22 protein-coding genes are annotated in these 26,127 nt (G+C 69.0%); 13 read left to right on the top strand and 9 right to left on the bottom strand.

The genetic code is table 11. The annotated features are described in order from the left end of the window. The first annotated feature begins 23 nt into the window (after positions 1-23). The 3 genes from AC1RUS_RS17495 to AC1RUS_RS17505 all read left to right on the top strand — a co-directional run bounded on the left by AC1RUS_RS17495 (position 24) and on the right by AC1RUS_RS17505 (position 3,427). Positions 24-1,196: a CaiB/BaiF CoA transferase family protein gene (locus AC1RUS_RS17495; protein ID WP_492917881.1), complete on the top strand. Its 1,173-nt coding sequence runs from the start codon at positions 24-26 to the stop codon at positions 1,194-1,196. Positions 1,197-1,317: 121 nt separating this feature from the next. Next, on the top strand, positions 1,318-1,965 hold the full coding sequence (locus tag AC1RUS_RS17500) for an isochorismatase family protein (protein ID WP_492917882.1): 648 nt from the start codon (positions 1,318-1,320) through the stop codon (positions 1,963-1,965). Positions 1,966-2,089: 124 nt separating this feature from the next. After that, positions 2,090-3,427, top strand: coding sequence for an MFS transporter (locus tag AC1RUS_RS17505; protein ID WP_492917883.1), 1,338 nt, complete (start codon positions 2,090-2,092; stop codon positions 3,425-3,427). Here the strand turns inward: AC1RUS_RS17505 and AC1RUS_RS17510 are convergent. Next, on the bottom strand, positions 3,424-3,621 hold the full coding sequence (locus AC1RUS_RS17510; RefSeq protein WP_492917884.1) for a hypothetical protein: 198 nt from the start codon (positions 3,619-3,621) through the stop codon (positions 3,424-3,426). The genes AC1RUS_RS17505 and AC1RUS_RS17510 overlap by 4 nt on opposite strands. A 96-nt stretch (positions 3,622-3,717) precedes the next feature. Beyond that, entirely contained in the window at positions 3,718-4,722 is a 1,005-nt protein-coding gene (locus AC1RUS_RS17515) for a zinc-binding dehydrogenase (protein ID WP_492917885.1), read from the bottom strand. 115 nt (positions 4,723-4,837) lie between these two features. Here AC1RUS_RS17515 and AC1RUS_RS17520 point away from each other — a divergent pair, with 115 nt between their 5' ends. Genes AC1RUS_RS17520 through AC1RUS_RS17535 form a run of 4 tightly spaced genes read left to right on the top strand, consistent with a single transcriptional unit; the run spans position 4,838 to position 9,559 of the window. Beyond that, entirely contained in the window at positions 4,838-6,454 is a 1,617-nt protein-coding gene (locus tag AC1RUS_RS17520) for an FAD-binding oxidoreductase (protein WP_492917886.1), read from the top strand. After that, positions 6,451-7,455 carry a zinc-binding dehydrogenase gene (locus AC1RUS_RS17525; protein ID WP_492917887.1) on the top strand — a complete coding sequence of 335 codons (1,005 nt, stop codon included), beginning with the start codon at positions 6,451-6,453 and terminating at the stop codon, positions 7,453-7,455. The genes AC1RUS_RS17520 and AC1RUS_RS17525 overlap by 4 nt, the downstream gene beginning before the upstream one ends. An 11-nt stretch (positions 7,456-7,466) precedes the next feature. Continuing rightward, entirely contained in the window at positions 7,467-8,792 is a 1,326-nt protein-coding gene (hisD, locus tag AC1RUS_RS17530) for a histidinol dehydrogenase (RefSeq protein WP_492917888.1), read from the top strand. A 2-nt stretch (positions 8,793-8,794) separates the two neighbouring features. Then, positions 8,795-9,559, top strand: coding sequence for an SDR family NAD(P)-dependent oxidoreductase (locus tag AC1RUS_RS17535; RefSeq protein ID WP_492917889.1), 765 nt, complete (start codon positions 8,795-8,797; stop codon positions 9,557-9,559). Here the strand turns inward: AC1RUS_RS17535 and AC1RUS_RS17540 are convergent. Further along, positions 9,556-10,881, bottom strand: a complete 1,326-nt coding sequence (locus tag AC1RUS_RS17540) for an oxygenase MpaB family protein (protein WP_492917890.1) — start codon at positions 10,879-10,881, stop codon at positions 9,556-9,558. The genes AC1RUS_RS17535 and AC1RUS_RS17540 overlap by 4 nt on opposite strands. A 134-nt stretch (positions 10,882-11,015) precedes the next feature. Between AC1RUS_RS17540 and AC1RUS_RS17545 the strand changes: the two genes are divergently transcribed. After that, positions 11,016-11,633, top strand: coding sequence for a TetR/AcrR family transcriptional regulator (locus AC1RUS_RS17545; protein WP_492917891.1), 618 nt, complete (start codon positions 11,016-11,018; stop codon positions 11,631-11,633). Here AC1RUS_RS17545 and AC1RUS_RS17550 read toward each other — a convergent pair. From AC1RUS_RS17550 to AC1RUS_RS17575, 6 genes are all read right to left on the bottom strand, one after another. Next, a complete protein-coding gene (locus AC1RUS_RS17550) occupies positions 11,604-12,398 on the bottom strand; it encodes an IclR family transcriptional regulator (protein ID WP_492917892.1) in 795 nt (264 codons plus the stop codon). The two genes, AC1RUS_RS17545 and AC1RUS_RS17550, sit on opposite strands and share 30 nt — an antisense overlap. Positions 12,399-12,566: 168 nt before the next feature. Then, positions 12,567-15,842 (bottom strand): glycosyl hydrolase, encoded by a 3,276-nt coding sequence (locus AC1RUS_RS17555; protein WP_492917893.1) that lies wholly within the window; start codon positions 15,840-15,842, stop codon positions 12,567-12,569. Positions 15,843-15,892: 50 nt separating this feature from the next. Then, positions 15,893-16,096: a hypothetical protein gene (locus AC1RUS_RS17560; RefSeq protein WP_492917894.1), complete on the bottom strand. Its 204-nt coding sequence runs from the start codon at positions 16,094-16,096 to the stop codon at positions 15,893-15,895. A gap of 4 nt (positions 16,097-16,100) precedes the next feature. Beyond that, entirely contained in the window at positions 16,101-17,414 is a 1,314-nt protein-coding gene (locus tag AC1RUS_RS17565) for a glycoside hydrolase family 1 protein (protein ID WP_492917895.1), read from the bottom strand. A gap of 47 nt (positions 17,415-17,461) precedes the next feature. Next, on the bottom strand, positions 17,462-18,397 hold the full coding sequence (locus tag AC1RUS_RS17570) for an alpha/beta hydrolase (protein WP_492917896.1): 936 nt from the start codon (positions 18,395-18,397) through the stop codon (positions 17,462-17,464). Then, complete coding sequence (locus AC1RUS_RS17575; RefSeq protein WP_492917897.1) at positions 18,397-20,718, bottom strand: TonB-dependent receptor; 2,322 nt, start codon at positions 20,716-20,718, stop codon at positions 18,397-18,399. Before AC1RUS_RS17575 ends, AC1RUS_RS17570 begins: the two co-directional genes overlap by 1 nt. Before the next feature lie 277 nt (positions 20,719-20,995). Here AC1RUS_RS17575 and AC1RUS_RS17580 point away from each other — a divergent pair, with 277 nt between their 5' ends. From AC1RUS_RS17580 to AC1RUS_RS17600, 5 genes are all read left to right on the top strand, one after another. After that, positions 20,996-21,901, top strand: coding sequence for a LysR family transcriptional regulator (locus AC1RUS_RS17580; RefSeq protein ID WP_492917898.1), 906 nt, complete (start codon positions 20,996-20,998; stop codon positions 21,899-21,901). 171 nt (positions 21,902-22,072) lie between these two features. Further along, positions 22,073-23,314 (top strand): amidohydrolase family protein, encoded by a 1,242-nt coding sequence (locus tag AC1RUS_RS17585; RefSeq protein WP_492917899.1) that lies wholly within the window; start codon positions 22,073-22,075, stop codon positions 23,312-23,314. 4 nt (positions 23,315-23,318) lie between these two features. Next, entirely contained in the window at positions 23,319-24,119 is an 801-nt protein-coding gene (locus AC1RUS_RS17590) for an alpha/beta hydrolase family protein (RefSeq protein ID WP_492917900.1), read from the top strand. After that, entirely contained in the window at positions 24,116-25,696 is a 1,581-nt protein-coding gene (mhpA, locus tag AC1RUS_RS17595; protein WP_492917901.1) for a bifunctional 3-(3-hydroxy-phenyl)propionate/3-hydroxycinnamic acid hydroxylase MhpA, read from the top strand. The genes AC1RUS_RS17590 and mhpA overlap by 4 nt, the downstream gene beginning before the upstream one ends. Further along, positions 25,684-26,124: a GlcG/HbpS family heme-binding protein gene (locus tag AC1RUS_RS17600; protein WP_492917902.1), complete on the top strand. Its 441-nt coding sequence runs from the start codon at positions 25,684-25,686 to the stop codon at positions 26,122-26,124. The genes mhpA and AC1RUS_RS17600 overlap by 13 nt, the downstream gene beginning before the upstream one ends. Positions 26,125-26,127 lie beyond the last annotated feature (3 nt).

Genomic DNA, 26,127 nt, shown 5'->3' on the forward strand with positions numbered 1-26,127 from the left:
TGACGGTTGAAAACACAGGCCCCTTGAAGGGCCTCCGCGTCGTGGAAATGGGCCAGCTGATCGCCGGTCCGTTCTGCGGCCAGCTGCTCGGCGACATGGGCGCCGACGTCATCAAGATCGAGCCGCCCGGCAAGGGCGACCCGATGCGCGACTGGGGTCGCGGCGACTATCCGCTGTGGTGGGAAGTCGTGGCGCGCAACAAGCGCACGGTCTCGGCCAACCTCCGCGTGCCCGAAGGTCAGGCCCTGGCCCGCAAGCTGATCGAGACGGCCGACATCCTGATCGAGAACTTCCGCCCCGGCACGCTGGAGGGCTGGGGTCTGGATCCGCTGGAGCTGCAGAAGGCCAATCCCGGCCTGATCGTGGTGCGCGTCTCGGGCTATGGCCAGACGGGTCCCTATGCCGACCGCGCCGGCTTCGGCGGCATCGGCGAGGCGATGGGCGGCTGGCGGCACATCGTCGGCGACCCGGATCGCGCGCCCTCGCGCATGGGCATCTCGATCGGCGACGCCCTGGCGGCGACCTACGGGTGCCTCGGCGCCCTGGCCGCCCTGCGCCATCGCGACAAGACCGGCGAAGGCCAGGTGGTCGACAGCTCGCTCTACGAGGCGGTGCTTCAGGTCATGGAAAGCCTGATCCCGGACTACCAGGTGATGGGCTACATCCGCGAGCGCTCGGGCTCGGTCCTGCCCGGCATCGCGCCGTCGAACGTCTATCACTGCTTGGACGGCGACTACCTGATCGCCGCCAACCAGGACACGGTGTTCGGACGCCTGTGCAAGGCCATGGATCAGCCCGATCTGGCCCAGCATCCGGACTATGTGAACCACGTCCAGCGCGGCAAGAACCAGAAGGCGCTCGACGCCCTGATCGAAGCGTGGACCAAGACCCTGACCGTCGACGCCGTCGAGGCGAAGATGATCGCCGCAGGCGTGCCGGCCGGAAAGATCTATCGCGCGCCCGAGATGCTGGCCGATCCGCACTTCGAGGCCCGCGAGTCGATCGTCACCCTGGACCACCCGCGCTGGGGGGCCTTGCCGATGCAGAACGTCATGCCCAAGCTGTCCAAGACCCCCGGCGGCGTCCGCGCCATCGCCTCCCAGGCGGTCGGCCAGGACAATGCGGCGGTGTGGGGCGCGGAGTTGGGCCTGTCTGCCGATCAGCTTTCCGCCTTCGCCAAGAGCGGGGTCATCTAACCGCCTCGAACGAAATCCTCGTCCTTCGACAGGCTCAGAATGAGGATTTCGACTGCACGGACATCAAATTCGCCCTCATCCTGAGCTTGTCGAAGGACGAGGGCGACGCACGGAACGAGACATGGCCGAAGACCTGAACGCGGACTATCACAAGGCCGGCTTCGGCGGACGCCTGGCCTTCGGCCAGCGGCCCGCCCTACTGATCATCGACGTGGTGGACGCCTATCTGCTGCCGGACTCGCCGCTCTATGCCGGCGTCGAGGAAGCCCTGGCCAGCAACGCCCGCCTCCTGAAGGCGGCGCGCGAGGCCGGCATCCCGGTGATCTTCACCAACGTCGTCTACCAGGCCGGCGTCGGCGGTCGCGACGGCGGCGTCTTCTATCGAAAGGTGCCGGCGCTGAAAGCCTTCCAGGCCGGCTCGCCCCTGGGCGCCTTCCCCAAGGAAATCACGCCGATCGAGGGCGAGGTGGTGATCTCCAAGCAATACGCCTCGGCCTTTTTCGGCACCCACCTGGCCTCGACCCTGACGGCCATGGGCGTCGACACCGTGGTGATGGGCGGCTTCTCGACCTCGGGCTGCGTGCGGGCCAGCGCCCTGGACGCCCTGCAGTACGGGTTCATCCCGTTCGTCGTGCGCGAAGCCGCCGGCGACCGTGACGAACGCGTGCAGGAGGCCAACCTCTTCGACCTGCAGGCCAAGTACGCCGAGGTCGTCGCCGAGAGCGAGGCCCTGGCCCTGATCGCCGGCGCGGCGGCCACCGCCCGCTAGCCAGTCAGTCCAGACGGCGAGATCATCAAAGTCTCCGCCAGTCGGGCGCCGGCCCGGCTCGTCGTTTCAAGCCCGCAAAGCCGCCTAGCGTCACCGGATCGACACAGCTTCCGGACGCCTGCCCATGACCGCCGTGCCCGCCGACACCGCCGCGCCTTCAGCCCGACTGCCCCTGCTGGTCCATGCCGGCTATGGCGTGGGTCAGGTGGCCGGCCAGATCTTCCGCGACGCGCCGTCGCTGCTGCTGCTGTTCTTCATGACCAACGCTCTGGGGGTCGAGCCGGCCCTGGCCGGGGCGGCGATCTTCTTTCCCAAGCTGTTCTGGGGCGTGCTGGCCGACCTGACGGTCGGCCTGGTCTCCGACCGCTGGAAGAACCGCTTTCCGCGCAAGTCCTGGCTGCTGATCGGTGCGATACTGGCGCCGCTGGCGCTGATCCTGCTGTTCCACGTGCCCGAAGGGACCAGCCAGGCCATGGCGCTGTACGTGGCCGGAGCCTTCAGCCTCTACATGATCGTCTTCGGCTGTTTCTCGGTGCCCTATCTGGCCATCGGAACCGAGCTGTCGGACGATCCCAAGGAGCGCACCGTGGTCATGGCCTGGCGGATGGGCTTCTCGGCGGTCGGCCTGATTGTCGGCAACGCCGTGGCGCCAATCATGGTCCAGAGCCTGGGCGGCGGCCGGCCGGCCTATTCCAGGATGTCGCTGGTGCTGGCGGCGGTCTGCACGATCAGCCTGCTGATCACCTTCCTGACCTCGCCCCGCAAACCGGCGATCGAAACCGCCGCGCCGCCGATCCGCATCAAGGCGATCTTCACCGCCCTGACCGATCCGCTGTTTCGGCCGCTGATCTCGGCCTATGTCCTGCAGCTGATCGGCTCGGGCCTGGGCTATGCCTCGATGGTCTATTTCCTGACCTACAACATGGGCCGCACCGACGCTCTGAACCAGCTGGGTTTCATCGTCCTGGCCATGAGCGCCGTCGTGATGCTGGCCCAGCCGCTGTGGATCAAGCTGAGCTCGGTCTTCGGCCGCAAGCGGATCTATGTCGCCGCCGCGCTGAGCCATGGGATCGTGCAGATCGTCTGGGGCCTGTCGCCCGGCGCGCCGCTCTCCGCCATCTACGTGCTGGTCGTGCTGTTCGCCCTCTTCACCTCGGGCGCGACCCTGATGGGCTACACCCTGCTGTCGGACGTCATCGCCAAGGACGACGAAGCGCGCGGCGAGAGCCGGGCCGGCGTGTTCTCGGCCCTGTGGACCGGCGCCGACAAGCTCGGCTTCGCCCTGGGCGGCACCCTGCTGACGGGCCTGGTGCTGTCGACCTTCGGCTTCTCGAGCGCCCTGGCCGTGACCGGCGCAGCCCAGCCGGCTTCGGCCCTGACCGGCGTCGCCATCGCCTTCGCCTTCGCGCCGGCCGCCTTCAACCTGGCGGCCGCGGGTCTCTATGCGAAGTTTGGTCGCTAGAACTGGGAGGCGGCGTAGAGCCCGATCGCGATGATCGGGCTGAAGGCCACCGCGATCGCCAAGGGCGCATGCCGGTGGCCGAGATTGAGGGTCACCCCCGTCTCAGCCGCCGGCTTGGGCACCAGCAGCCGGGGATTGGTCGGGTCGCGGTAGAAGCCAAAACCGTCATATCCAGGCTTCGTTGGTCGGGTCACGTCGGTGTACTCCACGCTTACCCTTGAACTTTCTCCAACGATTCTAAGCCTGTCCAGAGATGTCCACAGCTTCTCCCCACGACGCCGTTTTCGGAACTAGCCCTCGGCGATCCTGACCAGGGTCTTGCCCTCGTTCGCGCCGTTCATCAAGCGCTCGAACTGGGCCGGCGCGCCGACGAGATTCGGAGCCACGTCGGCCACCTGCACCAGTCGGCCGTCCTTGATCCACGGCTCGGCGGTGGCCACCCACTCGGCCCAGCGCGGATAGAAGTCGTAGACCACCAGGCCCAGGATCTGGGCGCGCTTGCCGACGATTGGGCCCAGGCCGAACTGCGGCGGCGGACCGTCGGCATGGTAGTGCGCCGAAAGGCCGCACAGCACCACGCGGCCATAGAGCTTCAGCAGGCCGAACACCGGCTGCAGGATCGGCAGGCCGACATTCTCGAAGTGGACGGTGGGCCCGCCGTCGGTGGCCGCCTTCAGCATCTCGATCCAGCCCTCGGCGCGATAGTCGACCGCGTCGTCGAAGCCATACCTGTTTTTAACCAGCGCGATCTTGTCGGCCCCGCCGGCGATGCCGACGGCCTTGGCGCCGAGGATCTTGGCGATCTGCCCCGCCGTGCCGCCCACGCTGCCGGCGGCCGCATCGACGGTGAAGACGTCGCCCTGCCCCACCTTGGCCAGTTGGGTGACGCCGGCCCAGGCGGTCAGGCCGGGCATGCCGAGCACGCCGAGGTGATTGGCGACGCCCAGCGACGGATCGACCTTGCGGGCTTCCTTGGCGTCGATCAGGCCGTACTCCGCCCAGCCGGCCTCGCCAACCACATGGTCGCCGACGGCGAAATCGGGATGGCCCGAGGCGATCACCTCGCCCACGGCCGAACCCGGCAGGGTCTCGCCCGGACCAGGACGCGGCTCGCCCATGTGCCGGCCGCGCAGGCGCGAGCCGATATAGGGATCCAGCGACAGATAGAGCACGCGTACCAGAAGCTGGCCGGCCGGCGCCGACGTGGGGCGGGCCTTCTCGATCACCTCGAAATCGGCGGCGGTCGGCAGATCCTCGATCTGGCGCTTGAGGACGACTTCGAGGGTCTTGGACATGGGAGCTCGCCTGAAGGACGCCGGCGCCGCCTGTCGGAGAAAGCCTCAGCCCGCTCCCGGCCGCCCCGACGAAGGGACTATCGATGCGGGCAACTCTAGCTCTAGGGGCCCCGCCTTGGCCGTCGCGCGTTCCGTTTCCTCCGCCAGTCGGGCGTCCGCCGCCCTCGTCGCTTCGCTGAAGCAGGCGGTGGGCCCCAATGTCCGCGACGACGAGGCCGCCCGCGCCCTGTTCAGCCAGGACATCTTCGCCGTCGCCGCCACCCTGGTGCTGGCCGTGGTCTCGCCCACCGACACCGAGCAGCTGGCCGCCGTCGTCGCCCTGGCGGCCCGCGAAGGCCTGGCCCTGGCCCCGCGCGGCGGCGGCCTCAGCTACACCAAGGGCTACATCCCGACGGCGCAGAACACGCTCAGCCTGGACCTGTCGCGCATGGACAAAATCCTGCGCATCGACGCCGACGACATGACCGTCACTGTCCAGGCCGGCTGCACGTGGAAAACGCTGAACGACGCGCTGAAGCCGCTGGGCCTGCGCACGCCCTTCTGGGGACCGATGTCGGGCCTGCTGTCGACCATCGGCGGCGGGCTGTCGCAGCAGAACGCCTTCTTCGGCGCGGGCCATCACGGCACCACCAGCGAGAGCGTCGTGGCCCTGACCATGGTGCTGGGCGACGGCCAGGTGCTGCGGACCGGCGCGCGCGGCGAAGGCGGCGACCGGCCGTTCTGGCGCCACTACGGCCCCGACCTGACCGGCCTGTTCTGCGGCGACTGCGGGGCGCTGGGCATCAAGGCCGAGATCACCCTGCGGCTGATCCAGACGCCCGCCCACGAGGCCTATGCGTCGTTCGCCTTCGACAGCGCCCCGGCGATCATCTCGGCCATGGCGGCCATGGCCCGGGCGGGCGTGGCCAGCGAGCTGTGCGGCTTCGATCCCAACCTGACCAAGGTGCGAATGCGCCGCGCGTCACTGGCGACCGATGTCGGCGTGCTCAAGGACGTGGTCGCCAAGTCGGGCTGGTTGAAGGGCCTGTTCTCGGCCGCGCGGATCGCCCTGGCCGGCCGCGACTTCATCGGGGTCGACGACTATCCGCTGCACGTGATCTGCGAGAACCGCTCCAAGGCCGGCGTCGCCGAAGACCTGGCCGAGGTCCGACGGCTGGCCCTGGCCGCCGGCGGGCGCGAGATCGAGAACAGCATTCCGCGCGTCATCCGCGCCCAGCCCTTCCCGGCCGCCAACAGCATCCTGGGCCCCGGCGGCGAGCGCTGGGCTACCCTGCAATGCGTCGCGCCGCTGTCGAAGGCCGCCGCGATCTTCGCCGAGATCGAGACCGTCCACGCCGACCTGGCCAAGGCCTATGCCGAGCACGGCATCGACACGGCCTTCATGCTGACCAGCCTGTCGACCAACGCCTTCATCATCGAGCCCACCTTCTACTGGCCCGGCGCGCGCCATGCTCTGCACGAGACGCTGATCGAGCCGGCGCACCTGGCCCGTCTGCCCGCCCTGCCCGACGACCCGGCCGCCTTCGCGGTCGTGACCGAGGCCCGCAACCGGGTGATGGCGATCTTCCAGAAGCATGGGACCGGCCACCTGCAGATCGGCCGCGTCTATCCCTATCGCGCCAGCCGCGACGACGCCTCGTGGGCGCTGCTCGAGACGATCAAGGCCTTCGTCGATCCGGAAGGCCGCATCAATCCCGGCGTGCTGGGCCTCACCAAGGAGACCGGTCAATGAGCGCCACCTATCGCGCCTTGGAACTTCAGCAGTTCGCTCGCACGCTGCGGGAAGCCGCCAAGATCGTCGACCTGCCCCTGCGCGCGCCGGGTCCCGGCGAGGTCGCGGTGCGTAACAGCTGGGCGGGGGTCAATGGCCTGTTCGACGTCCAGATCGCGCGCAACGCCGTCGACTACGTCAAGATCGGCCTGCCCTGCGCGATGGGCGTCGAGGCGGTCGGCGTGGTCGAGGCGGTCGGCGACGGCGTGACCGACCTGACCATCGGCGACGCGGTGGCCAGCGTCCGCTTCGGCGGCGGCTATCGCGAAATGAACATCGCCTCGGCCGCCAGCTTCGTGAAGGTGGACGCCGCCGATCCGGCCGCCCTGATCCTGGCCTCCACCGGCGTCTCGGCCCATGTCGCCCTGAACGTCATCGGCGAGGCCAAGGCCGGCGAGACCGTGGCCATCTCGGCCGCGGCCGGCGGGCTGGGCCACATCCTGATGCAGCTGGCCAAGGCCAAGGGCTGCAAGGTGATCGCCGTCTGCGGCGGCGAGACCAAGGCCGCCTTCGTGCGCGAGCTGGGCGCCGACGTGGTCATCGACTATCGCGCCGGCTCGGTGGCCGAGGCGCTGAACCGCGATTTCAAGGACGCCTTGGACGTGGCCATCGACACCGTCGGCGGGCTGATCTTCGACGCCTTCTCCGACAATCTGGCCCGCCACGGCCGGCTGGTGGTGGGCGGCGTCGCCCAGGACATGGACGGCGGGGCCGAGGTCGTCACCGCCCCGCGCATCACCCACAAGCTCTACTACAAGGCCGCCTCCGTACGCGGGTTCATGAACGGCCTGCTGGCCGGACACTGGCCTGCCGCCCGCGCCGAGCTGGCGCAACTGGTCGCGGCCGGAAAACTCAAAGCTGTCGCCGACGCCAAGCCCTTCGTGGGCCTGGACAGTGTCTACGACGCCGTCGACTGGCTGAACGCCGGCGGGTCGATGGGCAAGGTGATGGTCCGACTTTAGGGAGAAGAACAATGGCCGAATGGCTCAAGCGCGACGCCGATGCGACCGCGATCGCGAATTCCGACAAGCAGGTGCGCGAGACCGTCGAGGTGATCCTCGCCGACATCGGCGAGCGCGGCGATGCGGCCGTGCGGGAACTGTCGATCAAGTTCGATAATTGGGATCGCGAGAGCTATCGCCTGACGCCCGAAGAGATCGAGGCTTGCGTCGCTCAGCTGAGCGACCAGGACCTGGCCGACATCGAATTCGCCCAGACCCAGGTGCGCCACTTCGCCCAGCACCAGCGCGACACGATGAAGGACCTCGAGGTCGAGACCCTCCCGGGCGTGATCCTGGGTCACAAGCACCTGCCGATCAATGCGGCCGGCTGCTACGTGCCCGGCGGCAAGTATCCGCTGCTGGCCTCGGCCCACATGTCGGTGCTGACCGCCAAGGTCGCCGGCGTGCCACGCGTCGTCACCTGCGCCCCGCCGTTCAACGGCAAGCCCGCCCCGGCCATCGTCGCCGCCCAGGCCCTGGCCGGCGCCGACGAGATCTACTGCCTGGGCGGCATTCAGGCCGTCGCCGCCATGGCCCTGGGCACGCAGACCATCGCCCCGGTCGACATGTTGGTCGGTCCCGGCAACGCCTTCGTGGCCGAGGCCAAGCGGCAGCTGTTCGGCCGGGTCGGCATCGACCTCTTCGCCGGCCCGACCGAGACCCTGGTCATCGCCGACGACAGCGTCGACGGCGAGCTGTGCGCCACCGACCTGCTGGGCCAGGCCGAGCACGGCCCCGACAGCCCGGCCATCCTGCTGACCACCTCGCGCCAGCTGGCCGAGGACACGATCCGCGAGGTCGAGCGCCTGCTGACGATCCTGCCGACCGCCGCCGTCGCCCGCCGCGCGTGGGAAACCTTCGGTCAGGTGATCCTCGCCGACAGCGACGACGAGATGGTCGCCATCGCCGACGACATCGCTTCCGAGCACGTCCAGGTCATGACCCGCGACCCGGACTATTTCCTCAAGCACATGACCAACTACGGCGCCCTGTTCCTGGGCGCACGGACCAACGTCTCGTTCGGCGACAAGGTGATCGGCACCAACCACACCCTGCCGACCCGGAAGGCCGCGCGCTACACGGGCGGACTGTGGGTGGGCAAATTCCTGAAGACCTGCACCTACCAGAAGGTTCTGACCGACGAGGCCTCGGCCCTGGTCGGCGAATACTGCTCGCGCCTGTGCGCCCTGGAAGGCTTCGCCGGGCATGGCGAGCAGGCCAATATCCGCGTGCGCCGCTACGGCCATCGCGACGTGCCCTATGCCGGCGCCGCGCAACCGGTGCTGGCGGCCGAATAGCCGTGAGCCTGCCCCGCACGCCCTCGTTCCGTCTCGACGGCCGCCGCGCCCTGGTCACCGGGGCCGGGCGCGGCATCGGTCTGGCCTCGGCCGCGGCGCTGGCCGAGGCGGGCGCGCACGTGACCCTCGCGGCCCGTAGTCGCGACGAGATCGAGGCGGCCGTCGACGCCATCCGCAAAGCCGGCGGCGCGGCCGAGGCCCTGGCGCTGGACGTCGGCGACATCGGGGCCGTCCAGGCGGCGCTGGCCGAGCGGCCGGCCTTCGACATCCTGGTCAACAACGCCGGGACCAACCGCCCCAAGCCGTTCGCCGAGGTCACGGTCGACGACTATGACGCGGTGTTGGACCTGAACCTGAAGGCCGCGTTCTTCGTCGCCCAGGCGGTGGCCAAGGGCATGGTCGACGCCGGCAAGGGCGGCTCGATCATCCACCTGTCGTCGCAGATGGGCCATGTCGGCGGGCCGCGCCGAACCCTCTACTGCGCCAGCAAATGGGCGATCGAGGGTCTGTCCAAGGCCATGGCGCTGGACCTGGCGGCCGACGGGATCCGGGTCAACACCATCGCCCCGACCTTCATCGAAACGCCCCTGACCAGGCCCTTCTTCGAGGACAAGGCCTTCCTCGATAGCGTGCTGGCCAAGATCAAGTTGGGGCGCCTGGGCCAGGTCGAGGACCTGATGGGCGCGGTCGTCTTCCTGGCCAGCGACGCCTCGGCCCTGATGACCGGGACGTCGATGGTCATCGACGGCGGCTGGACCGCCGACTAGGCCGCCGCCGTCGCCGGCCTGGCCGGCCGGTACTGGGCGGAGTCGGTGACGTATTCGGCGTGGCCATAGCGGGCCAGCAGTGACCGCACCCGCGCCACCAGCTGGGCGTTGGCGAAGTCCCGCAGTCCCGGCACGCGCTCGGCCGCCTTGAACGCCGCCATCTCGGTGACCACCCACAGCGCCACGACCGCGAAGACTGCCTGGTCGAGCGGGCTGATCTCGACCCCCATCCGCGCGGCGGCGGCCTTGTCGCCGTTCATGAAGTGGCGAAGGAAGAAGGCCTTGGCGAAACGGCGCTCGATCCGGTCGTGCAGCCGGTTGGCCGGCGACTGGTCGGGCGGCAGATAGGCCGCCAGGGTGGCGCGGATCAGCGCCCCGCAGGTCTCGTCGTCGAAACCCTGACGCAAGGTGCTGTTGCGCGCCGTCATGATCCGCACCACGCCTTCCGGCGTGTCGGCCAGCAGGTCCTCGGGCAGGCCCAGCAGGAAGCACCGATAGCGGCTCAGCTCCACCTTGGCCCGCTCCTCGCGGGTAAAGGTCTTGCGGCCCGACCGCAGGATCTGGAAGGCCATCAGGAACACCGGGATCAGGCCGGCCGGCATCTGGTCGACCTGCGGGATCGGCACGCCATAGACCGACACGTCCCAGCGGCCCGAGCGCAGCGCGTTGAAGCGCACCATCGAGTGCATCAGCCGCACCATGGCCGCGGCCTTGAAGCCCGCCCCGTGCCGCTCCAGCGCGCCCGGCAGCACGGTGGTGGCGAAGAAGGTCGCCGTCTCGTTGACCCGCCGCGCGGCGGTGTCGTTGCTCAGCGTCCCGGTCAGGGCCATCGGCAGGGCCGAGTACTTGTTCAGGAAGGTGGCCACGAACGCGCCCCGGATCGCGAACGGCGCCAGATGGGCCGTGGCGTTGAGATCCAGCCGCGCCCCTTCCCGCACCAGGTCCATGTCGACCCAGTCGGGCGTGCGCTCCATGTCGGCGATGAAGGCGGCCAGTTCGGGCGGAGCGTCGGCGACCGCGTCGATCCCCTTGTCGCAGGCCTCGGTCAGCATGGCGATCAGCTTGCGGAAACCGTGCTGCGGGATCAGCGCCGCATAGGCGTCGGAGACGATGTCGCCCAGCATGGTGTAGGCGCGGACCAGCTCGATCTCGGTCTCGCCGACCGCCACGCCCATCGGGGCGCGGTCGCGCACGACCGCCTTGCTGGCGTCCAGCGTGAAGCGTTCGGGAATGGCGTCGAAGTCGACGTCGCCATAGAGGGCCGGCAGCAGCGTCTTCTGCGATGCGACATTGGCGCGGACCTGTTCGATGGAGGGGCTCATGGGCGCTCCTTGAAAATTCTCGAACCCGTCGCGATCGACGGATCCTGTTGGCAGCCCTCAGGTTATGTAAGCAATGCTCATGTTCCTACTCGCCTTCCGGATCGGCGAGGCGCAGCACCAAGAGGTCGTCGCAAATGGCTGAAAAGCAACGCAGAACGCCGCGCCAGGCGCGGGCGGAATCGACGATCGACGCGATCCTGGGCGCGACCTTTCAACTTCTGGAGGCCGACGGCGTCGAGAGCCTGACCACCAATCACATCGCCGAACGCGCCGGGGTCAGCATCGGCACGCTCTACCAGTACTTCGGCGGCAAGCAGGACATCCTGGCCGCCATGGCCCAACGCCGCGCCGAGACGGTGCGCGAAGGTATCGCCGAAACCCTGATCGAACGGCCCGAGCTGGGCAGCGTCCGTCCGATCGTACGGTCCCTGATGAACAGCTTCGAGGGCTCGCCCGCCACGCGCCAAGCCCTGTTGGACGCGCTGTTCCACAAGGGCGGCGATGCGATGCTGATGCGCCATCACCAGGCGTTCCTGGCCGCCATCGCCGGCAAGGCGCGGCTGGAGGTGGAACTGACCAACGAGTCGGCCTTCGTCCTCACCCATTCGGTGATCAGCCTGCTGCGCGCCGCCGCGGCCGAGCAGGACCTGGGCCTGGATCCGGCGAAGCTGGAAGATGAACTGGTGCGGCTGATGGAAGCCTATATCGCCGCGCTGACGGGCCTAAGGGCGCGCGGTCCGCGGAAAGCGTGACGGGTCGAACCCCAGCTCCTCGCCGATCTTCAGCGCCGTCTCCCCAACTCTCGGGATCAGTTCGGCCATCCGCGCCTCGTCCATATACTGCGGGACGCTGGACAGGCTGATCGCCGCCACGATCGCGCCGCTGGCGTCGCGGATCGGCGCGGCGATGCAGCGGATGCTGTCGCCGCCGTCCTGCATGTGCAGCGCGTGACCCGCCCGGCCGGCGACCTCCATGTCATGCTTGAAGGCCAGGGCTTCCGCAGAGTCCGCGCCCAGGTCGGCGAACAGCTGAGACCAGCGCTCGGGCGCGGCGTCCAGCAGCAGCGCCTTGCCCAGCGCCGTGTCGCGGATCCTGTTGCGATCGCCGACGCGGTGGCGGATCTCGAGCCGGCGACGGCCGGGCGCCTGGGCGACATAGAGGATGTCGTCGCCCGACATCACGCCCAGATTGGTGGCGTCCTGAGTGTCGCCGGACAGGAGCGACATGTGCGGCTGGGCCACGCCGATCAGGCTGATCGACTCCCGCGCCCGCGACGCCAGATGCACGAGCCGCGCGCCCAGTCGGTAGCTGCGTCCCGAGGTCGACAGCAGGCCGCGATCGCCCAGGGCGGCCGCCAGCCGGTGGGTGGTGCTGCGGGTCAGGCCAAGGTCGGTCTGGATGTCGGCCAGCGCGTGGGCGCCGCCGGCGACGGCGTCGAGGATGTCCAGCGCACGGTGCAGGGTCTGGCTGGCGCGATCGGTCGATCCGTCACTGTTGGAGTCAGACCTGGCCGACAAGAGCGCTCCCGTTTCCGATCGTCGCCCGAAGGCGGCCAGCCTCACCCGTTCAGGCGAAGCCCGATGAGTCGAACGATGATGAGGCCGCCCCCATAAGGTGTCTAGCTTGCCGCCGTCTATCCGGTCCGCTTCCAGGCTGAAACGATGCGCGATCGCCCATGGCGCGGCCTATCGGCGACTGGTCAGGGTCACGGGCCCCATCAGGCCCGAAGGCGACAGCGGCGCATTGGGCGGGAACGGACTGAACGACGCGAAGGCCTTGGGTCCCGTGGCGTTCGGCTGATGGTCGCCGATCAGGCGGTTGGGCCACAGGTTGGCGACCTGGATCTCCAGCCTGTTCTGACCCGCTTTCAAGGCGTCGGTGACGTCCAGCTCGAACGGCGCCTTCCAGGCCACGCCCACCGACTTGCCGTTCAGGGTGACCGCCGCCAGGTTGCTGACCTCGCCGAGGTTCAGCAGCACCCGCCCGCCCTTCACCGCCTTGGGGGCCTGGAAGGTCGTGAAATAGGTCGCCACGCCGGAGAAGTAGCGCACGGCGGCGTCGCTGTTCTGGGTCCAGGATCCCAACGTCGCCGGGGCGATCGTCGGGCCCTTGGGGAAGCTCAGCGTCCAGGGACCGGCGATCGTGGCCAGGGTCGCGACCTGGACCGGCGGAAGTTTCACTTCGGGCGGGCCGGCCTTGCGGAACACCACGAACACCGCGTCGTTCGCCGCCAGCTCCAGCGGCACGACCGTGCGGCCGTTCTCGACGCGATAGCCGGCGGGCGCGATCGCCCCGGTGTCGGCGCGCCAGAGCTCGGCGGCGCGTCCGGCGACACGGAAGTCGACCGTCACGCTCTTGGCCTTGGCGTCGGGATTGGAGACGAAATAGACGTCGCCGTCGTCGAGCTTGCGGTGCACGAACCGCAGCCCTGCGCCGTGGGCGTCGACATCGGGCCCGGCCTTGGCCAGGGCCTGGCCCAGATCGCCGCCCTGCCCCGCGAACACGGCTTGGGCCAGGCGCTGGAACTCCGCCGGATCGTCCGACAGGCTGGGGCTGGCCGTCGGTCGCGCGCCCACGATGGTCACGCCGGCCTTGGCTAGGGCGTCCAGCTTGCGCAGAATGGGCACGGTCATCCGCTGGACCGACGGATCGACGACCAGGGTCCGGTAGCTCATGCCCGAGGCGGTGACGAGCTTGCCGTCCTTGGCCTCCAATTTGTTGATCAGGGCGTCGGCGTTGACGAAGTCGTAGGCGTAGCCGGCCGGGACCGCCGGCATCGACTTGCCGAACAGCTCGGTGATGTTGCCATCCTCGCCGTAGAACCAGGCGATGTCGGCGACGAAGCGGCCCTGCTGCAGCATCTGCGAGCTGCGCGCCAGATAGTCGATCCACGGACCGGCCTGCTCGGCCCAGGTCTCCTTGCGGGTGAACCACTGGCCGAAGATCGCCAGGGTCATGCCAGGCCCCTCGGTCTCGACCGGCTGGTGCACCGAGGTGTGGATGATGAAGCGGTTGAGGCCGTTGGCCATCATGGCGTCGGCCACCGGCTTCAGCTTGGCCGGGTCGTAGCCGAAGGTGTTGCTGGCCGCCGTGAACGACTCCGCCGCCACCAGGTTCTGACCGTAGATGTGGGCCACCGAGGCGGACTCGCGGATGTCGGCGTCATAGCTGTGCGGATCGTTGGTGACCGGCACCTCGGTCCAGGTCGCGCCCATCGGCACGTCGGCGCTCTTCTTGACCTGCATGCCGTCGCCGACGAAGGCGCGGCCGGTCTCGTGGGACTCGCCATAGCGCTTCATGCCGCGCTTGTGCAGGGCGGCCGACAGCGTGCCGTAGTGCTCGTCGGCGATCAGGTCGCCGATGGTCTTGCGAAAGTCCCACAGGAAGGCGTCGCTGGCGGCTGCGCTCTCGACCACACGGCCCGACAGGACCGGCAGCCACGGCCGAGGATCATAGCCGCGCCGGGTCTGGAACTGAGCCAGCATCGCCTCGGTCCAGTTGGCCGAGCCGGCCTCCCAGCTGTCGGTGATCATCGCCTGGACGCCGCGCTGGCCCATCAGCTCCGGCCCGACGGCCTTCTCATATTCGCCCAGATAGGCGTCGGCATAGGCCTGGACGTGCTGGGCGCTCAGCTTGTCGACCTCAAGGCCTGTGCCGGCGTCCGAGGCCGGGCTGTTCTGGCGACCGGTCAGCGAATAGCCGTAGCGCAGTACGACCCATTTGCCCGCCGGCGGTGTCCAATCCAGCGTACCGTCGGGCTTGAGGCGGTCGGTCAGGTCGACCACGTCCGCGCGGCCGATGACGGCGTCGGCGGCGATGTCGGGCGTCGCCTCTCCGCCCAGGCCCTGGGCGGACGACCAGCCGGCCTTGTCCTCGAAACGGTGCACGCGGGCGGCGACCTCGAAGGCCAGCTCGCTGATCTTGTGGGCGGTCGGGACCGGGATCCCGAACATCGTCGAGGCCGGGTCGGGCTTGCGCGGCAGGAAGACGACCCGGAAATAGCGGGCCGTGGTCGCGGCGAAGGCCACGGTCTGCTGCGGCGCGCCGTGCACCGGCAGGTCGCGGAGCGTCCTGAAGGTCTTGCCGTCGTCGCTGGCCTCGATCCGGCCCTCCGGCGCGGTGGCCCCGAACTCGCCGAAGCCCCCGGCGTGCTCGGCCGCGATGCGCAGGGCGCGCAGCGTCTGGGGCCGGCCGTAGTCGAACTGGACCCAGGTTTCCTTGTCCGGTGCGAAGGACAACTCGACCGGCTTGACCAGGTCGCCGTCGCCCAGCACCGCTGCGTCGATGGCGTTGCTGGCGGTGATCGTCGCGGTCGCGACCGGCGCTTGCTCAGCGGCCGGGGCGCGATAGGCGACCACGGCGCTGTCGCGATAGAGGGTCGGGGTGACGCCCTTGGCGGCGCCCATGGCCGAACCGCCGCCCGGCACCGCCTGGAACGGTCCGGTGATCGACGGCGGCGCGGCCAGGGGCTTGGTCAGCTTGCGACCGCCCTCGACAACGGTCTCGCTCCAGACCAGCTTCTTCATGGCCTGCTGCGGCGTCACCCACGGACCGCCCGTCTCGCTCCAGCCCGGCGAGCCGGCAATGGCGAACTCGAAGCCGTCGGCGTCGGCCGTCTCCACGGCGTGCTTGAAGGCCGCGCGCCACTCCGGCGTCATGAACACCAGCGGCTTGTCGACCACCTTGGGCGTGTTGAAGGGCCCGGCCGGCTCGTTGAACGAGGCGTCGAAGTTCTGCACCCCGCCCAGGCCGATGCGTTTCATCCAGGCTAGGTCCTTGTCGATCCCGTCCTGGGTGATGTTGCCGTTCATCCAGTGCCACCAGACGCGCGGGCGCGCCGATTGGGGCGGATGGACGAACCCCTTGCTCAGGGCGTCGGTCTCCTGCCGCGCGAGGGCGGGCGATCCGGCCAGCATGGCGGCGAGAGCCGCTCCGGCGATCAGGCGACGAGCGAGGGTCATGGGCGTCAGCTCCGGGCCGGACAGACACGCGCCCGGCGCAACAATCGTGGTCAGGCGGCCTTGCGGCGCGCCTTCAGGCCTTCGACGACGAGGGCCATGAAGCCCCCGAAAAAGCCGCTGAACAGGCCACTGATCCCGTTGCCGACGGCGTTGGCCGCGGCGTCGGGCGGCACGGGGACGAGATAGCCCACCAGGGCGCTGATGACAGCCCCGATCAGGCCGCCGATGATCCCGGCGATGACGGCGTTCTTCATGGCTCTAGACCCTGTTGGCGCGGGCGATGGCGCCCAGATAGATCGCGCTGGGCTTGGGCGTGCGGACCTGGGTGGCGCGATCGACGGCGACCAGGCCGAACTTGGGTCCGTAGCCGAACACCCACTCGAAATTGTCCATCAGCGACCAGTGGATGTAGCTCTTCACCGGCACGCCGTCGGCCAGGCACGCCTTCACGCCCTGCACGGCGATCTTGATGTAGGCGACGCGCCGGGTGTCGTCCTCGGTGGCGACGCCGTTCTCGGTGACATAGATCGGCTTGCCCGTGGCGGCGTGGGCGTAGCGGATCGTCTGCTCCAGGGCCTGGGGCGAGAACTCCTCGCCGGTCTGGGTCTGCTCGACATCCTTGCGCGCCGGCATCTGGCCCTTGGCGTCGATCAGCGCATGGCTGTAGGTCTGCACGCCCACGAAGTCGCCGGTGGCCTTCAGGGTGTCCAGCCAGGGCTGGTAGCACTGAGCCCGCTTCTCGTCGCGACGGCTGTTCGGGCCGACCGCCTGATCGTCCATCATCGCCAGCGACAGGCCGACGGGGAAGTCGCCCGGTCCCGCCTTGATCGCCGCGTAGCCCAGTTTGTGGGCCTCGATCAGGTTGGGCATCATGACCTCCTGGCGACCGAACTGGGCGCTGGAGAAGGTGGCGCTGCCGCAGGCCTTGGCCGCGTCGACCATCGCCTGCTTCATCTGATCCAGGATGAACGGCGGCAGCATCCAGTGCAGCAGCAGGCCTATATTGGGCTCGTTGAAGGTCAACGCCGCGCCCGTCAGATCGCCCACGCCCTTGACCGCATAGTCGCAATAGCGGGCGAACAACGCCGGCGATTCCGGGTTCTCCCAGCCCCCCTGGGCTGCGAACCAGCGCGGCACGACGAAGTGGTTGAAAGTGATCACCGGCGTCAGGCCGTGCTGGCGGCAGGTGGTGGCGACGCGGCGATAGTGCGCCAGCTCGGCGGCCGAGAACTGACCCTTGGCCGGCTCTATCCGCGCCCACTCCAGCGAGAAGCGATAGGTGTTGAAGCCCAGCTTCGCCAGCATGGCGATGTCGTCTTCGTAGCGGTGATAGTGGTCGCACGCGTCGCCCGACGGCTCCATGAACGGACCGGGCTTCAACTGCTCCAGCACCCAGGTGTCGCTGTTGACGTTGTTGCCCTCGACCTGGTGACCGGCCGTGGCCGCGCCCCACAGGAAGCCCTTGGGCATGTTGCCGGCCGGCGCCGTCGGCTTTGCGGCCAGGGCGGGCGTCGCGGCGGCGACGGCCGCCAGGGAGAGAAGCGCGCGACGGGAAACGGCGGGATCGGTCATTCAAGAGCCTCCGAAAGGCGAACTGTAAGCGGATACGAAGCGGGGCGTCAGGACTTGGTCAGGAAGCCCATGGCCTTCATCCAGGCGTAGAACTCGTCGATCCACAGGTCGCTGGTCGTGCCCTGCTTGCGCATGCCGAACCCGTGGTCGCCCTTCTGGTAGACGTGCAGCTCGGTTGAGCCGCCCGCCGCGCGCCAGGCCTGGATCAGGCCAAAGTCGGTCTTGCCGAACAGCGGGTCGTCGGCGGCGATGGCGGCGAAGATCGGCGGCGGATTGGCCGGCGGGGTCACCGTGTTCATCGGACCGTAGATCGGCGCGATGAAGTCGGCCCGCGCGTCCGGCGCGTCCTTCAGCGCCGCCTGCAGGGTGGTCATGGCGCCGGCCGAGAAGCCGACCATGCCCACCCGCTTGGGATCCACGCCCCACTCCCCGGCCCGCTTGCGCACCAGGCGCAGCGCTTCCTGGGCGTCGGCGATGGCCAGCGGCTGGAACACCGGCGGAGCCTTGTCGGCTCCGGCCCTAGCCGCCGCGCCGAAGCGCGCGCCCACAGCGTCGAGCGCGGCGCTGTCGTCGTCGGGCGTCGCGTCCAGGCGGTACTTCAGGACGAAGGCCGCGATCCCGTGGTCGGCCAGCCACTGGGCGACCTGGATGCCTTCCTGGTCGATCGACAGCAGCATGTAGGCCCCGCCGGGGGCGACGATCACCGCTGCGCCCGTGGCCTTGTCCTTGGCCGGCAGGAACGGCGTCAGGGTCGGCCGCGTGACGTTGCGGATCGCCCGCGCGCCCATCAGGAAGTTCCAGTGCTCGACCTGCTTGGCGCCTTCCGAGCCCGGAGCCACCCCGGCATAGAGCGGAATGGCGTTGGGTTCAGCCGGAGTCGGGATCGTCTTGATCTCCGGCTTGGGAAAGGTCTGGGCCTGGACCCCGACTCCCCAGGCCGAGGCGGCGATGGCCAGAACCGCAAGGAGGTGAGCGGCCCGCATCAGAAGTGACCTTCCAGGCTCACGCCGACGGTGCGGGTGGCTTCGCGGGTGCGCCAGTTGATGTAGCCGTCATAGCCGGTCTGGAACGGCAGGGTGATGATCGCGGCGTTGAAGTCCTGGTTCAGCAGGTTGCGGGCGAAGACGCCGACGCGCCACTGGCGATCCTCGGGACCGACGCCGGCCGAGACGTTCAGCACGCCGTAGCCCTTCTGGATCGTGTTGCGGTCGCCGACGGCGTTCTGGGTCTTGGTGCGGTAGGAATAGTTGGCCGAAGCGTCCAGAGTCAGGGCGTTGGAGATGGCGTGTTCGAAATTGCCGCCTACCACGGCGGTGACCTTCGGCGCCCCGGCCAGGGTCTGACCCTTGGCCTGGTAGAGCGGGTTGGCCGCGGTCGAACCCGGCGCGTTGCAGGTCGCCGCGACGGCCGAGGCCCCGGCGGCCAGGACGCTGTTGGGGCAGCTGGTCAGGTAGTCGGTGTACTTGGCGTCGGAATAGGTGGTCGAGGCGTTCAGCTTTAGCGAGGAATTGACCCGCAGGTTGGCCTCGATCTCGAAGCCCTGGGCCTTCAGGCCGCCGGCGTTCTCGGTGACGAACTCGTTGTTGCGCAGCACCGCCGTCTGCAGGTCGGTGTACTTGTCGTGGAAGATGTTGCCGTTCAGCGTCAGGCGACGATCCAGCAGCGTGGTCTTGGCGCCGATGGTGATGTCGTCGACCGTCTGCGGCGCGACATTGGTCTTGGTGCCGCTAAGCGCCGAGAAGGTCACAGTCGGGCCGAGATAGCCACGGGCGATCGTGCCAAAGATCAGCACGTCGTCGGACGGCTTGTAGTCCAGGCCGATACGGCCCGACGGGCTGGACTTCGACGTCGCGCCGGTCTGCAGGGCGCGCGGCCCATAGGGCACCACCGTGCCGCCGGCCGTCAGGAACGGCGGCAGGGACGGATCGATCACCGACCAGTTGGAGGCCTCGACCTTGTCCTTGGTCATGCGCGCGCCGCCCAACAGGCTCAGGGTGTCGGTCAGCTTGAAGCGGCCGTCGGCGAACACGGCAGCGCTCTTGGTCGTGGTCCGGCCGTAGTTCATGCCGGCGGTGATCGAGACGACCGGCGCGGCGCTGAAGGGCGTGGCGGGGCGCAGCTGGGCGCTCTCGCCGGTCAGCTCGGTCTGGAGCCGCGAGAAGAAGACGCCCGCGACATAGGACAGGCGTCCGGTCCCCGGCGAGGTCAGTCGGAACTCCTGCGAGTTCAGATCCTTGACCTGGCCATTGGAGTGGGCGGTGAACTTGCTGTAGGGCGACGCGTCGATCGAATAGTCGTACGGATCATCCTTGTAGCCACGGTAGGCGGTCAGCGAGGTCAGGGTGTACTCGCCCAACTCCAGGTTCAGCTCCAGCGAAGCGCCGTAGTTCTTGGAGCCCAGCGAGCCGCCGCCGTTCTCGATCGACTTGTCGTTCTCGGCGCCCGGGGTGACGCCCAGCGTGGCCAGGTTGGTGAAGGGCGCCAGGAAGCTCGGATCGGTCGTCGGCGCCTTGTTCAGGGTCCACAGCTGGCCCGGCCCCTTCTGTGTCTGGCGCGAATAGTCGCCGATCAGATAGGCGCTGAAGGTGTCGCTGGGCTTGAAGTACAGCTTGCCGCGCGCGCCCTTGTTGTGGATGCCGCCCCAGTCCTCGTTGCGAACCACGTTACGGACATAGCCGTCGTAGGCCTTGTCGAACAGGAAGATGCCGACGGCGAGGTCGTCGGTGAGCGGCGTGGTGACGCCGCCATGAATGTCGCGCTCGCTCAGCGAGCCGTACGAGGCGAAGAAGTCGCCGGTCGCCGCGCCCAGGCTGGGCTTGCGGGTGGTGATCGAGATGACGCCGCTGGAGGCGTTCTTGCCGAACTGGGTACCCTGCGGGCCCTTCAGAACTTCGACGCGTTCCAGGTCGCCCAGGCTGTCGACGGGCGAACCGAACGACACGACCACGCCGTCGACCACCAGGCCGACCGGTGATTCCGAGCTGCTGGTGAACCCGCCGGCCGAGCCGACGCCGCGCAGGCGGAAGCCGCTGTCGTTGGGCGTGGTGCCGAACTGCACGCCGCTGACGGAATATTGAAGGTCGGTGACGCTCTTGCCGCCGGTCTTGACCAGCTGGTCGCCGCTGACGGCCGACACGGCCAGGGGGACGTCCTGCAAGCGCTCGGAACGGCGGGTGGCGGTGACCACCACCTCTTCCAGCGAGATCGTGTCGCTCGGCGCGGCGGTCTGGGCGTGGGCCGTGGCGGCCGATGACGCCAGCGCGACGCAGGTCGCGGCCAGCAGGCGAGCCTTGAAGGAAGTCATGGTGGTTCCCCGTCCTGTTATGGACCGGTCTTCGGACCGGCCTGGCCTGCGGCCGACGCGAGGTCGGTTCGAAGGCCTTGTTTCACTCCCGACGACGGTTCGGAGCTGTCGCTCGCGCCGCCTGTTCGTTGATGGTCACGCTAGGGACATGGGCCCGGCGAGACCAATTCAATCGTTGAACACCATCCATCATCGCCAATGATGCGGCCTTCGGACTGTCATTGACGCAGGTCAAACGGCATTGCCGACCCCTGCGCGACGCGCCTAAGGATTGGCGATGCGCTTCCATAATCTCGATCTGAACCTGCTCGTCGTCCTCGATTCGCTGCTCAGCGAGCGCAGCGTCAGCCAGACCGCGCAGGAATTACGGCTGACCCAGCCGGCGATCAGCAACGCGCTGTCGCGCCTGCGCCAGCACTTCCAGGACGACCTGATGGTGCAGGTCGGCCGCAAGATGGTGCCCACGCCGTTCGCCGAAAGCCTGGCCGAACCGGTGCGTCAGGCGCTGATCGACCTGCGCCGCATCGTGGTCACGCGGTCGGAGTTCGACCCGTCGGTGGCCGAGCGCACCTTCAGCTTCGTCTGCTCGGACTATGTGTTCAGCGTCCTGCTGACCGGCGCCATCCAGAAGCTGGCGACCATCGCCCCGCGCATCCGCCTGCAGGTGCTGCTATCCACCGACCTGACCCGAGGCCTGCTGGCCGACGGCAAGGTCGACTTCATGGTGGTGCCCGAGCGCCGCAGCGACCTGCAGCACCCCTCCGCGCCGATCTTCACCGACCGCTTCGCCTGCATCGCCTGGGCCCAGAACCCGTTGATCGGCAACGTGCTGACGCTGGAGAAGTACCTGGAGCTGGAGCATGTCAGCGTCGTGCTCGGCCCCCACAATCCGCCGCATATCGAGCAGGAGTCGCTGGACGCCCAGGGGGTGATCCGCAAGATCGCCGTCCACGCCCCCACCTTCAACGCGGTGGCCGAGGCCGTCGTCGGCGGCAACCTGATCGCCACCGTCCACGCGCGCGCGGCCGAGCTCTACGCCCAGCGGCTGCCGATCAAGGTCTATCCGCCGCCGGTCGAGATCGCGACCTTCACCGAGTGCCTGCAGTGGCACAAGAACAAGCAGGCCGACGCCGGCACGATCTGGATGCGAGACTTCCTGGTCAACCACGCGCGCGACTTATAACCGACTGTTTCCCCTACGATATCTTCGCATCACCGGCGATGATGCGAGACATTCCGCGATTGAATTTCCGCCGAGACGCCGCCTGTCCCTAGATGGACCCTAGGTGGCGTAACCGGTCCTTCCGAGACGATCAGACGCCGCCCAACGAGAAATCAAAGGGTGGAAATCGACGTGTCGCGTTTGCTCATCACCAATGTCCGGATCTTCGACGGCTCCGGAGCAGCGCTGTTCGAGGGCGAGGTCCTGATCGAGGGCGACCGCATCGTCCAGGTCGGCCGTCGCGGCGAACCCGCCCTCGCCTCGGCCGGAGCCGAGGTGATCTCGGGCGGCGGCGCCACCCTGATGCCCGGCATGGTCGAGGCGCACGCCCACTTGTCCTGGCCCTCCTCGATCGAGCGCTTCATCCCCGAGTTCGTGCTGCCGCCCGAGGAGCAGCTGCTGGCCACCGTGCGCAACGCCCGCATCCTGCTGGAGAGCGGCTTCACCAGCGCCTATTCGGCCGGGGCCCTGGGCGAGCGCATCGAGGTGGTGGTCCGCAACGAGATCGACGGCGGCTGGACCCCCGGTCCGCGCCTGCGCGCCTCGACCATCGAGCGCAGCCCCGAGGGCGACCCGATCGCCACTGGCGACATCCATCACGGCCGCGGCCCCGACGCGATGAAGGCCTTCGTCAAGTTCTGCAAGGAGATCGGGATCGACCAGGTCAAGCTGCAGATCTCCGGCGAAGACGCTCTCCTGCCCGGCAGTTCGCAGCACATTCTGTACACGGAAGAAGAAGCCCAGGCGGCCGGCGAGCAGGCCCGCGAGAGCGACATCTGGCTGTCGGCCCACACCCAGGCCAGCGAGGCCATCAAGATGGCGCTGCGAGCCGGCGTGCGGGTCCTCTACCACTGCACCTACGCCGACGCCGAAGCCCTCGACATGCTGGAGGCCAAGAAGGACGAGATCTTCGTCGCCCCGGCCATCGGCGTGATCGTCGCCACCCTGGAGGCCAAGCCGCCGCCGCACATCGACATGAGCGGCATGAAGGAAGCGGCCGTACCGGTGATCGAGCTGTCGAAAAAGCTCATTCCCGAGCTGAAGCGGCGCGGCGTCCGCATCCTACCGGGCGGCGACTACGGCTTCCCGTTCAATCCGAACGGCACGAACGCCCGCGACCTGCAGCACTTCGTCGATCTCTTCGGCTACACCCCAACCGAGGCCCTCGTGGCCGCCACCAAGCTGGGCGGCGAGCTGATGGGCCGGGCCCACGAGCTGGGCCAGATCAAGCCGGGCTACCTGGCCGACCTGCTGCTGGTCAAAGGCGACCCCACCCAGGACGTCTCCATCCTCCAGAACCGCGCCAACCTGCTGATGATCATGAAGGGCGGCAAGGCCCACAAGTCGCTGCTGCCCGCGACCCAGGCGGCCTGACGCCATGACCACGATCCAGTCCGGCCTGACCTTCGCGACCGCCGACGGCGTCGAATTGAAGGGCGATCTCTATCTGCCCGAGGGCGACGGTCCGCACCCTGTCCTGGTCGCCGTTCCTGGCGGCGCCTGGCTGCGCGGCGACAAGAAGCAGCTGGACCACTGGGGCCGGCACCTGTCGGCGGCCGGCTTTGCGGTGTTCGCCATCGACTATCGCCGCGCCACGGCCGGAAAGGTGTTCCCGAAGAACGCCGAGGACGTGCTGGCGGCGGCGCGATTCCTCGTCGAGAAGGCCGGCGAGCTGTCGCTGGACCCGGCTCGGCTGGGCCTGCTGGGCGCCTCGGCCGGCGCGCACCTGGCGGCGCTGACCGCCCTGACCCACGACGCGCCCGTGACCTTCAAGACGCTGGTCGGCGTCTATGGCGTCTACGACCTCTTCGCCCACTGGCAGGCCGACCTCGACAAGAACCCCGAGCCTGGCCAGGACCACACCGTTCGGATGCTGGGCGCAACGCCCTATGACGACCAGCAGCTCTATTTCGACGCCTCGCCGATCCGCCATGTCCGCTACGCCCGCAACGCCCTGAAGACCCTGCTGATCTGGGGCGCGGACGACGCCGACGTGCTGCCCGCCCAGTCCGAAAGCTTCGCCCGCGCCCTGCGCCAGGCGCGGTTTTTCGTCCGCACCTTGGCCGTGCCCGGCGCGGGCCACTTCTGGTTCAGCGACGAGCCGATCGACGGACCCAACAGCAACACCGGCAAGGTCGCGCCCGCCCTCGTCTCGTTCCTGAAGCAGCACCTGGCATGAGCGCGATGACCTATGACGTCGCCGTGGTCGGCTGCGGCCCGGTCGGGGCCATGGCCGCCAACCTGCTGGGCCAGGCGGGCCTGTCGGTGCTGGTTCTCGAGCAGGAGCACGCGCCGCATCCCCTGCCCCGCGCCGTCCATATCGACCACGAGATGATGCGCCTCTTCCAAGGCGCGGGCCTGGCCGACCAGCTGCTGCCGCTGATGCGCGAGACGCATGGCCACCTGCACATCGGCGCCGACGGCGGGGTGATCCGCTACATGGGCACCGCCGGTCACGCCAAGCGGTTCGGCTGGTCCAACGACTACTTTTTCTACCAACCGGAGCTGGAAGCCCACCTGCGCGAGGCTCTCGCCCGCTTCCCGAAGGTGGAACTGCGCCTGGGGGCCAAGCTGGAGAGCCTGATCCAGGACGCCGAGGCGGTCACCCTGACCCTGGCCGACGGCGTCGCGGCGCGCGCCCGCTACGTCATCGCCTGCGACGGCGCGCGCAGCGCGGTGCGCAAGAGCCTGGGCGTGAAGCTGGACGACCTCGACTTCGAGGAGCCTTGGCTGGTGGTCGACGCCGAGGTCGACGGCCCGATCGCCTTTCCGGCCTTCACCGGCGTGCCGCAGGGCGCGGACCTGCAACAGCTGTCGGTGATGCTGTGCGATCCGCGCCGCCCGGCGACCATCGTGCCGGGACGCGGAAACCACCGGCGCTGGGAGTTCATGCTGCTGCCCGGCGAGGACGACCAGGCGATGATGGCGCCGGAGTCCGTCCAGGCCCTGATCGCCCCCTGGGTCGAAGGCTCGCCCCATCGCATCGTCCGCGCCGCAACCTATCGCTTCCATGGCCTGGTCGCCGAGCGCTGGCAGGTGGGCCGAGTGTTCCTGGCCGGCGACGCCGCCCACCAGACCCCGCCGTTCTTCGGCCAGGGCATGTGCCATGGCCTGCGCGACGTCTCCAACCTGGCCTGGAAGCTGCCACTGGTGCTGGACGGCAAGGCCGACGCGGCGCTGCTCGACACCTATCAGCCGGAGCGCGATCCGCATGTGCGTGGCGTGATCGGCGCGGCGGTCGGGGCTGGACGCTACATCTGCCAGCTGGACCCGGCCCTGGCCGCCCAGCGCGACGTCGAACTGCGCGCCGCCATGGCCGCCGCCAAGCCCGGCGCGTCGGCGGCCGACCTGATCCCGCGCTACCAGGCCGGCGTCGCCCGCCCTGAAAGCGGCGAGCGCTTCATCCATCCCCGCGTCGGCCAGGGCGAGCGCACCGCGCTGCTCGACGACGTGACCGGCGGCGGCTTCGTGCTGCTGACGCTGGACGCCGCGCCGCTGGAGGGCCTCACGCCATCCCAGGCGGCGACCTGGAAGGCCTTGGATGGCCAAGCCTTCACGCTCGGCGCCGACCTCGTCGACACCGACGGCGCGATCGCCGCCTGGCTCGAGGCCAAGTCGGCCCGCGCCGTGCTGCTGCGCCCCGACGCCTATGTCTATGGCCTGGTCGACGCGGCCGCCGACCTCCCTGCCCTGCTCGACCATCTGGCCGCAGACCTCTCCCTGCGCGTTCCCGAGGACACCCTATGCACCGCCTGACCCTCGACGCCGCCTCGACCATCGTCGACGCCGCCCTGGCCGAAGCCCGCCGCCAAGGCTACTCGCCGCTGTGCGTGGCGGTGCTGGACGCCGGCGCGCACCTGATCGCCCTCAAGCGCGAGGACGGCGCCAGCCTGATGCGCTCGCAGATCGCCATCGCCAAGGCGACCGGCGGCCTGGGCATGGGCTATGGCAGCCGCGAGCTGGCCAAGCGCGCCAACGGCAGCCCGGTCTTCTACACCGCGCTCTTCGCGATCAGCGGCGGCGCCATGGCCCCCTCGCCCGGCGGCGTCCTGATCCGCAACGCCGACGGCCAGCTGATCGGCGCGGTCGGCGTCAGCGGCGACACCGGCGACGCCGACGAGGTCTGCGCCATCGCTGGCGTCCTGGCGGCCGGTCTCATCTCCGATCCCGCCCCGCAAGCCTAGAGC

It is taken from the genome of Caulobacter sp. GW821-FHT10F06 (assembly GCF_058809215.1).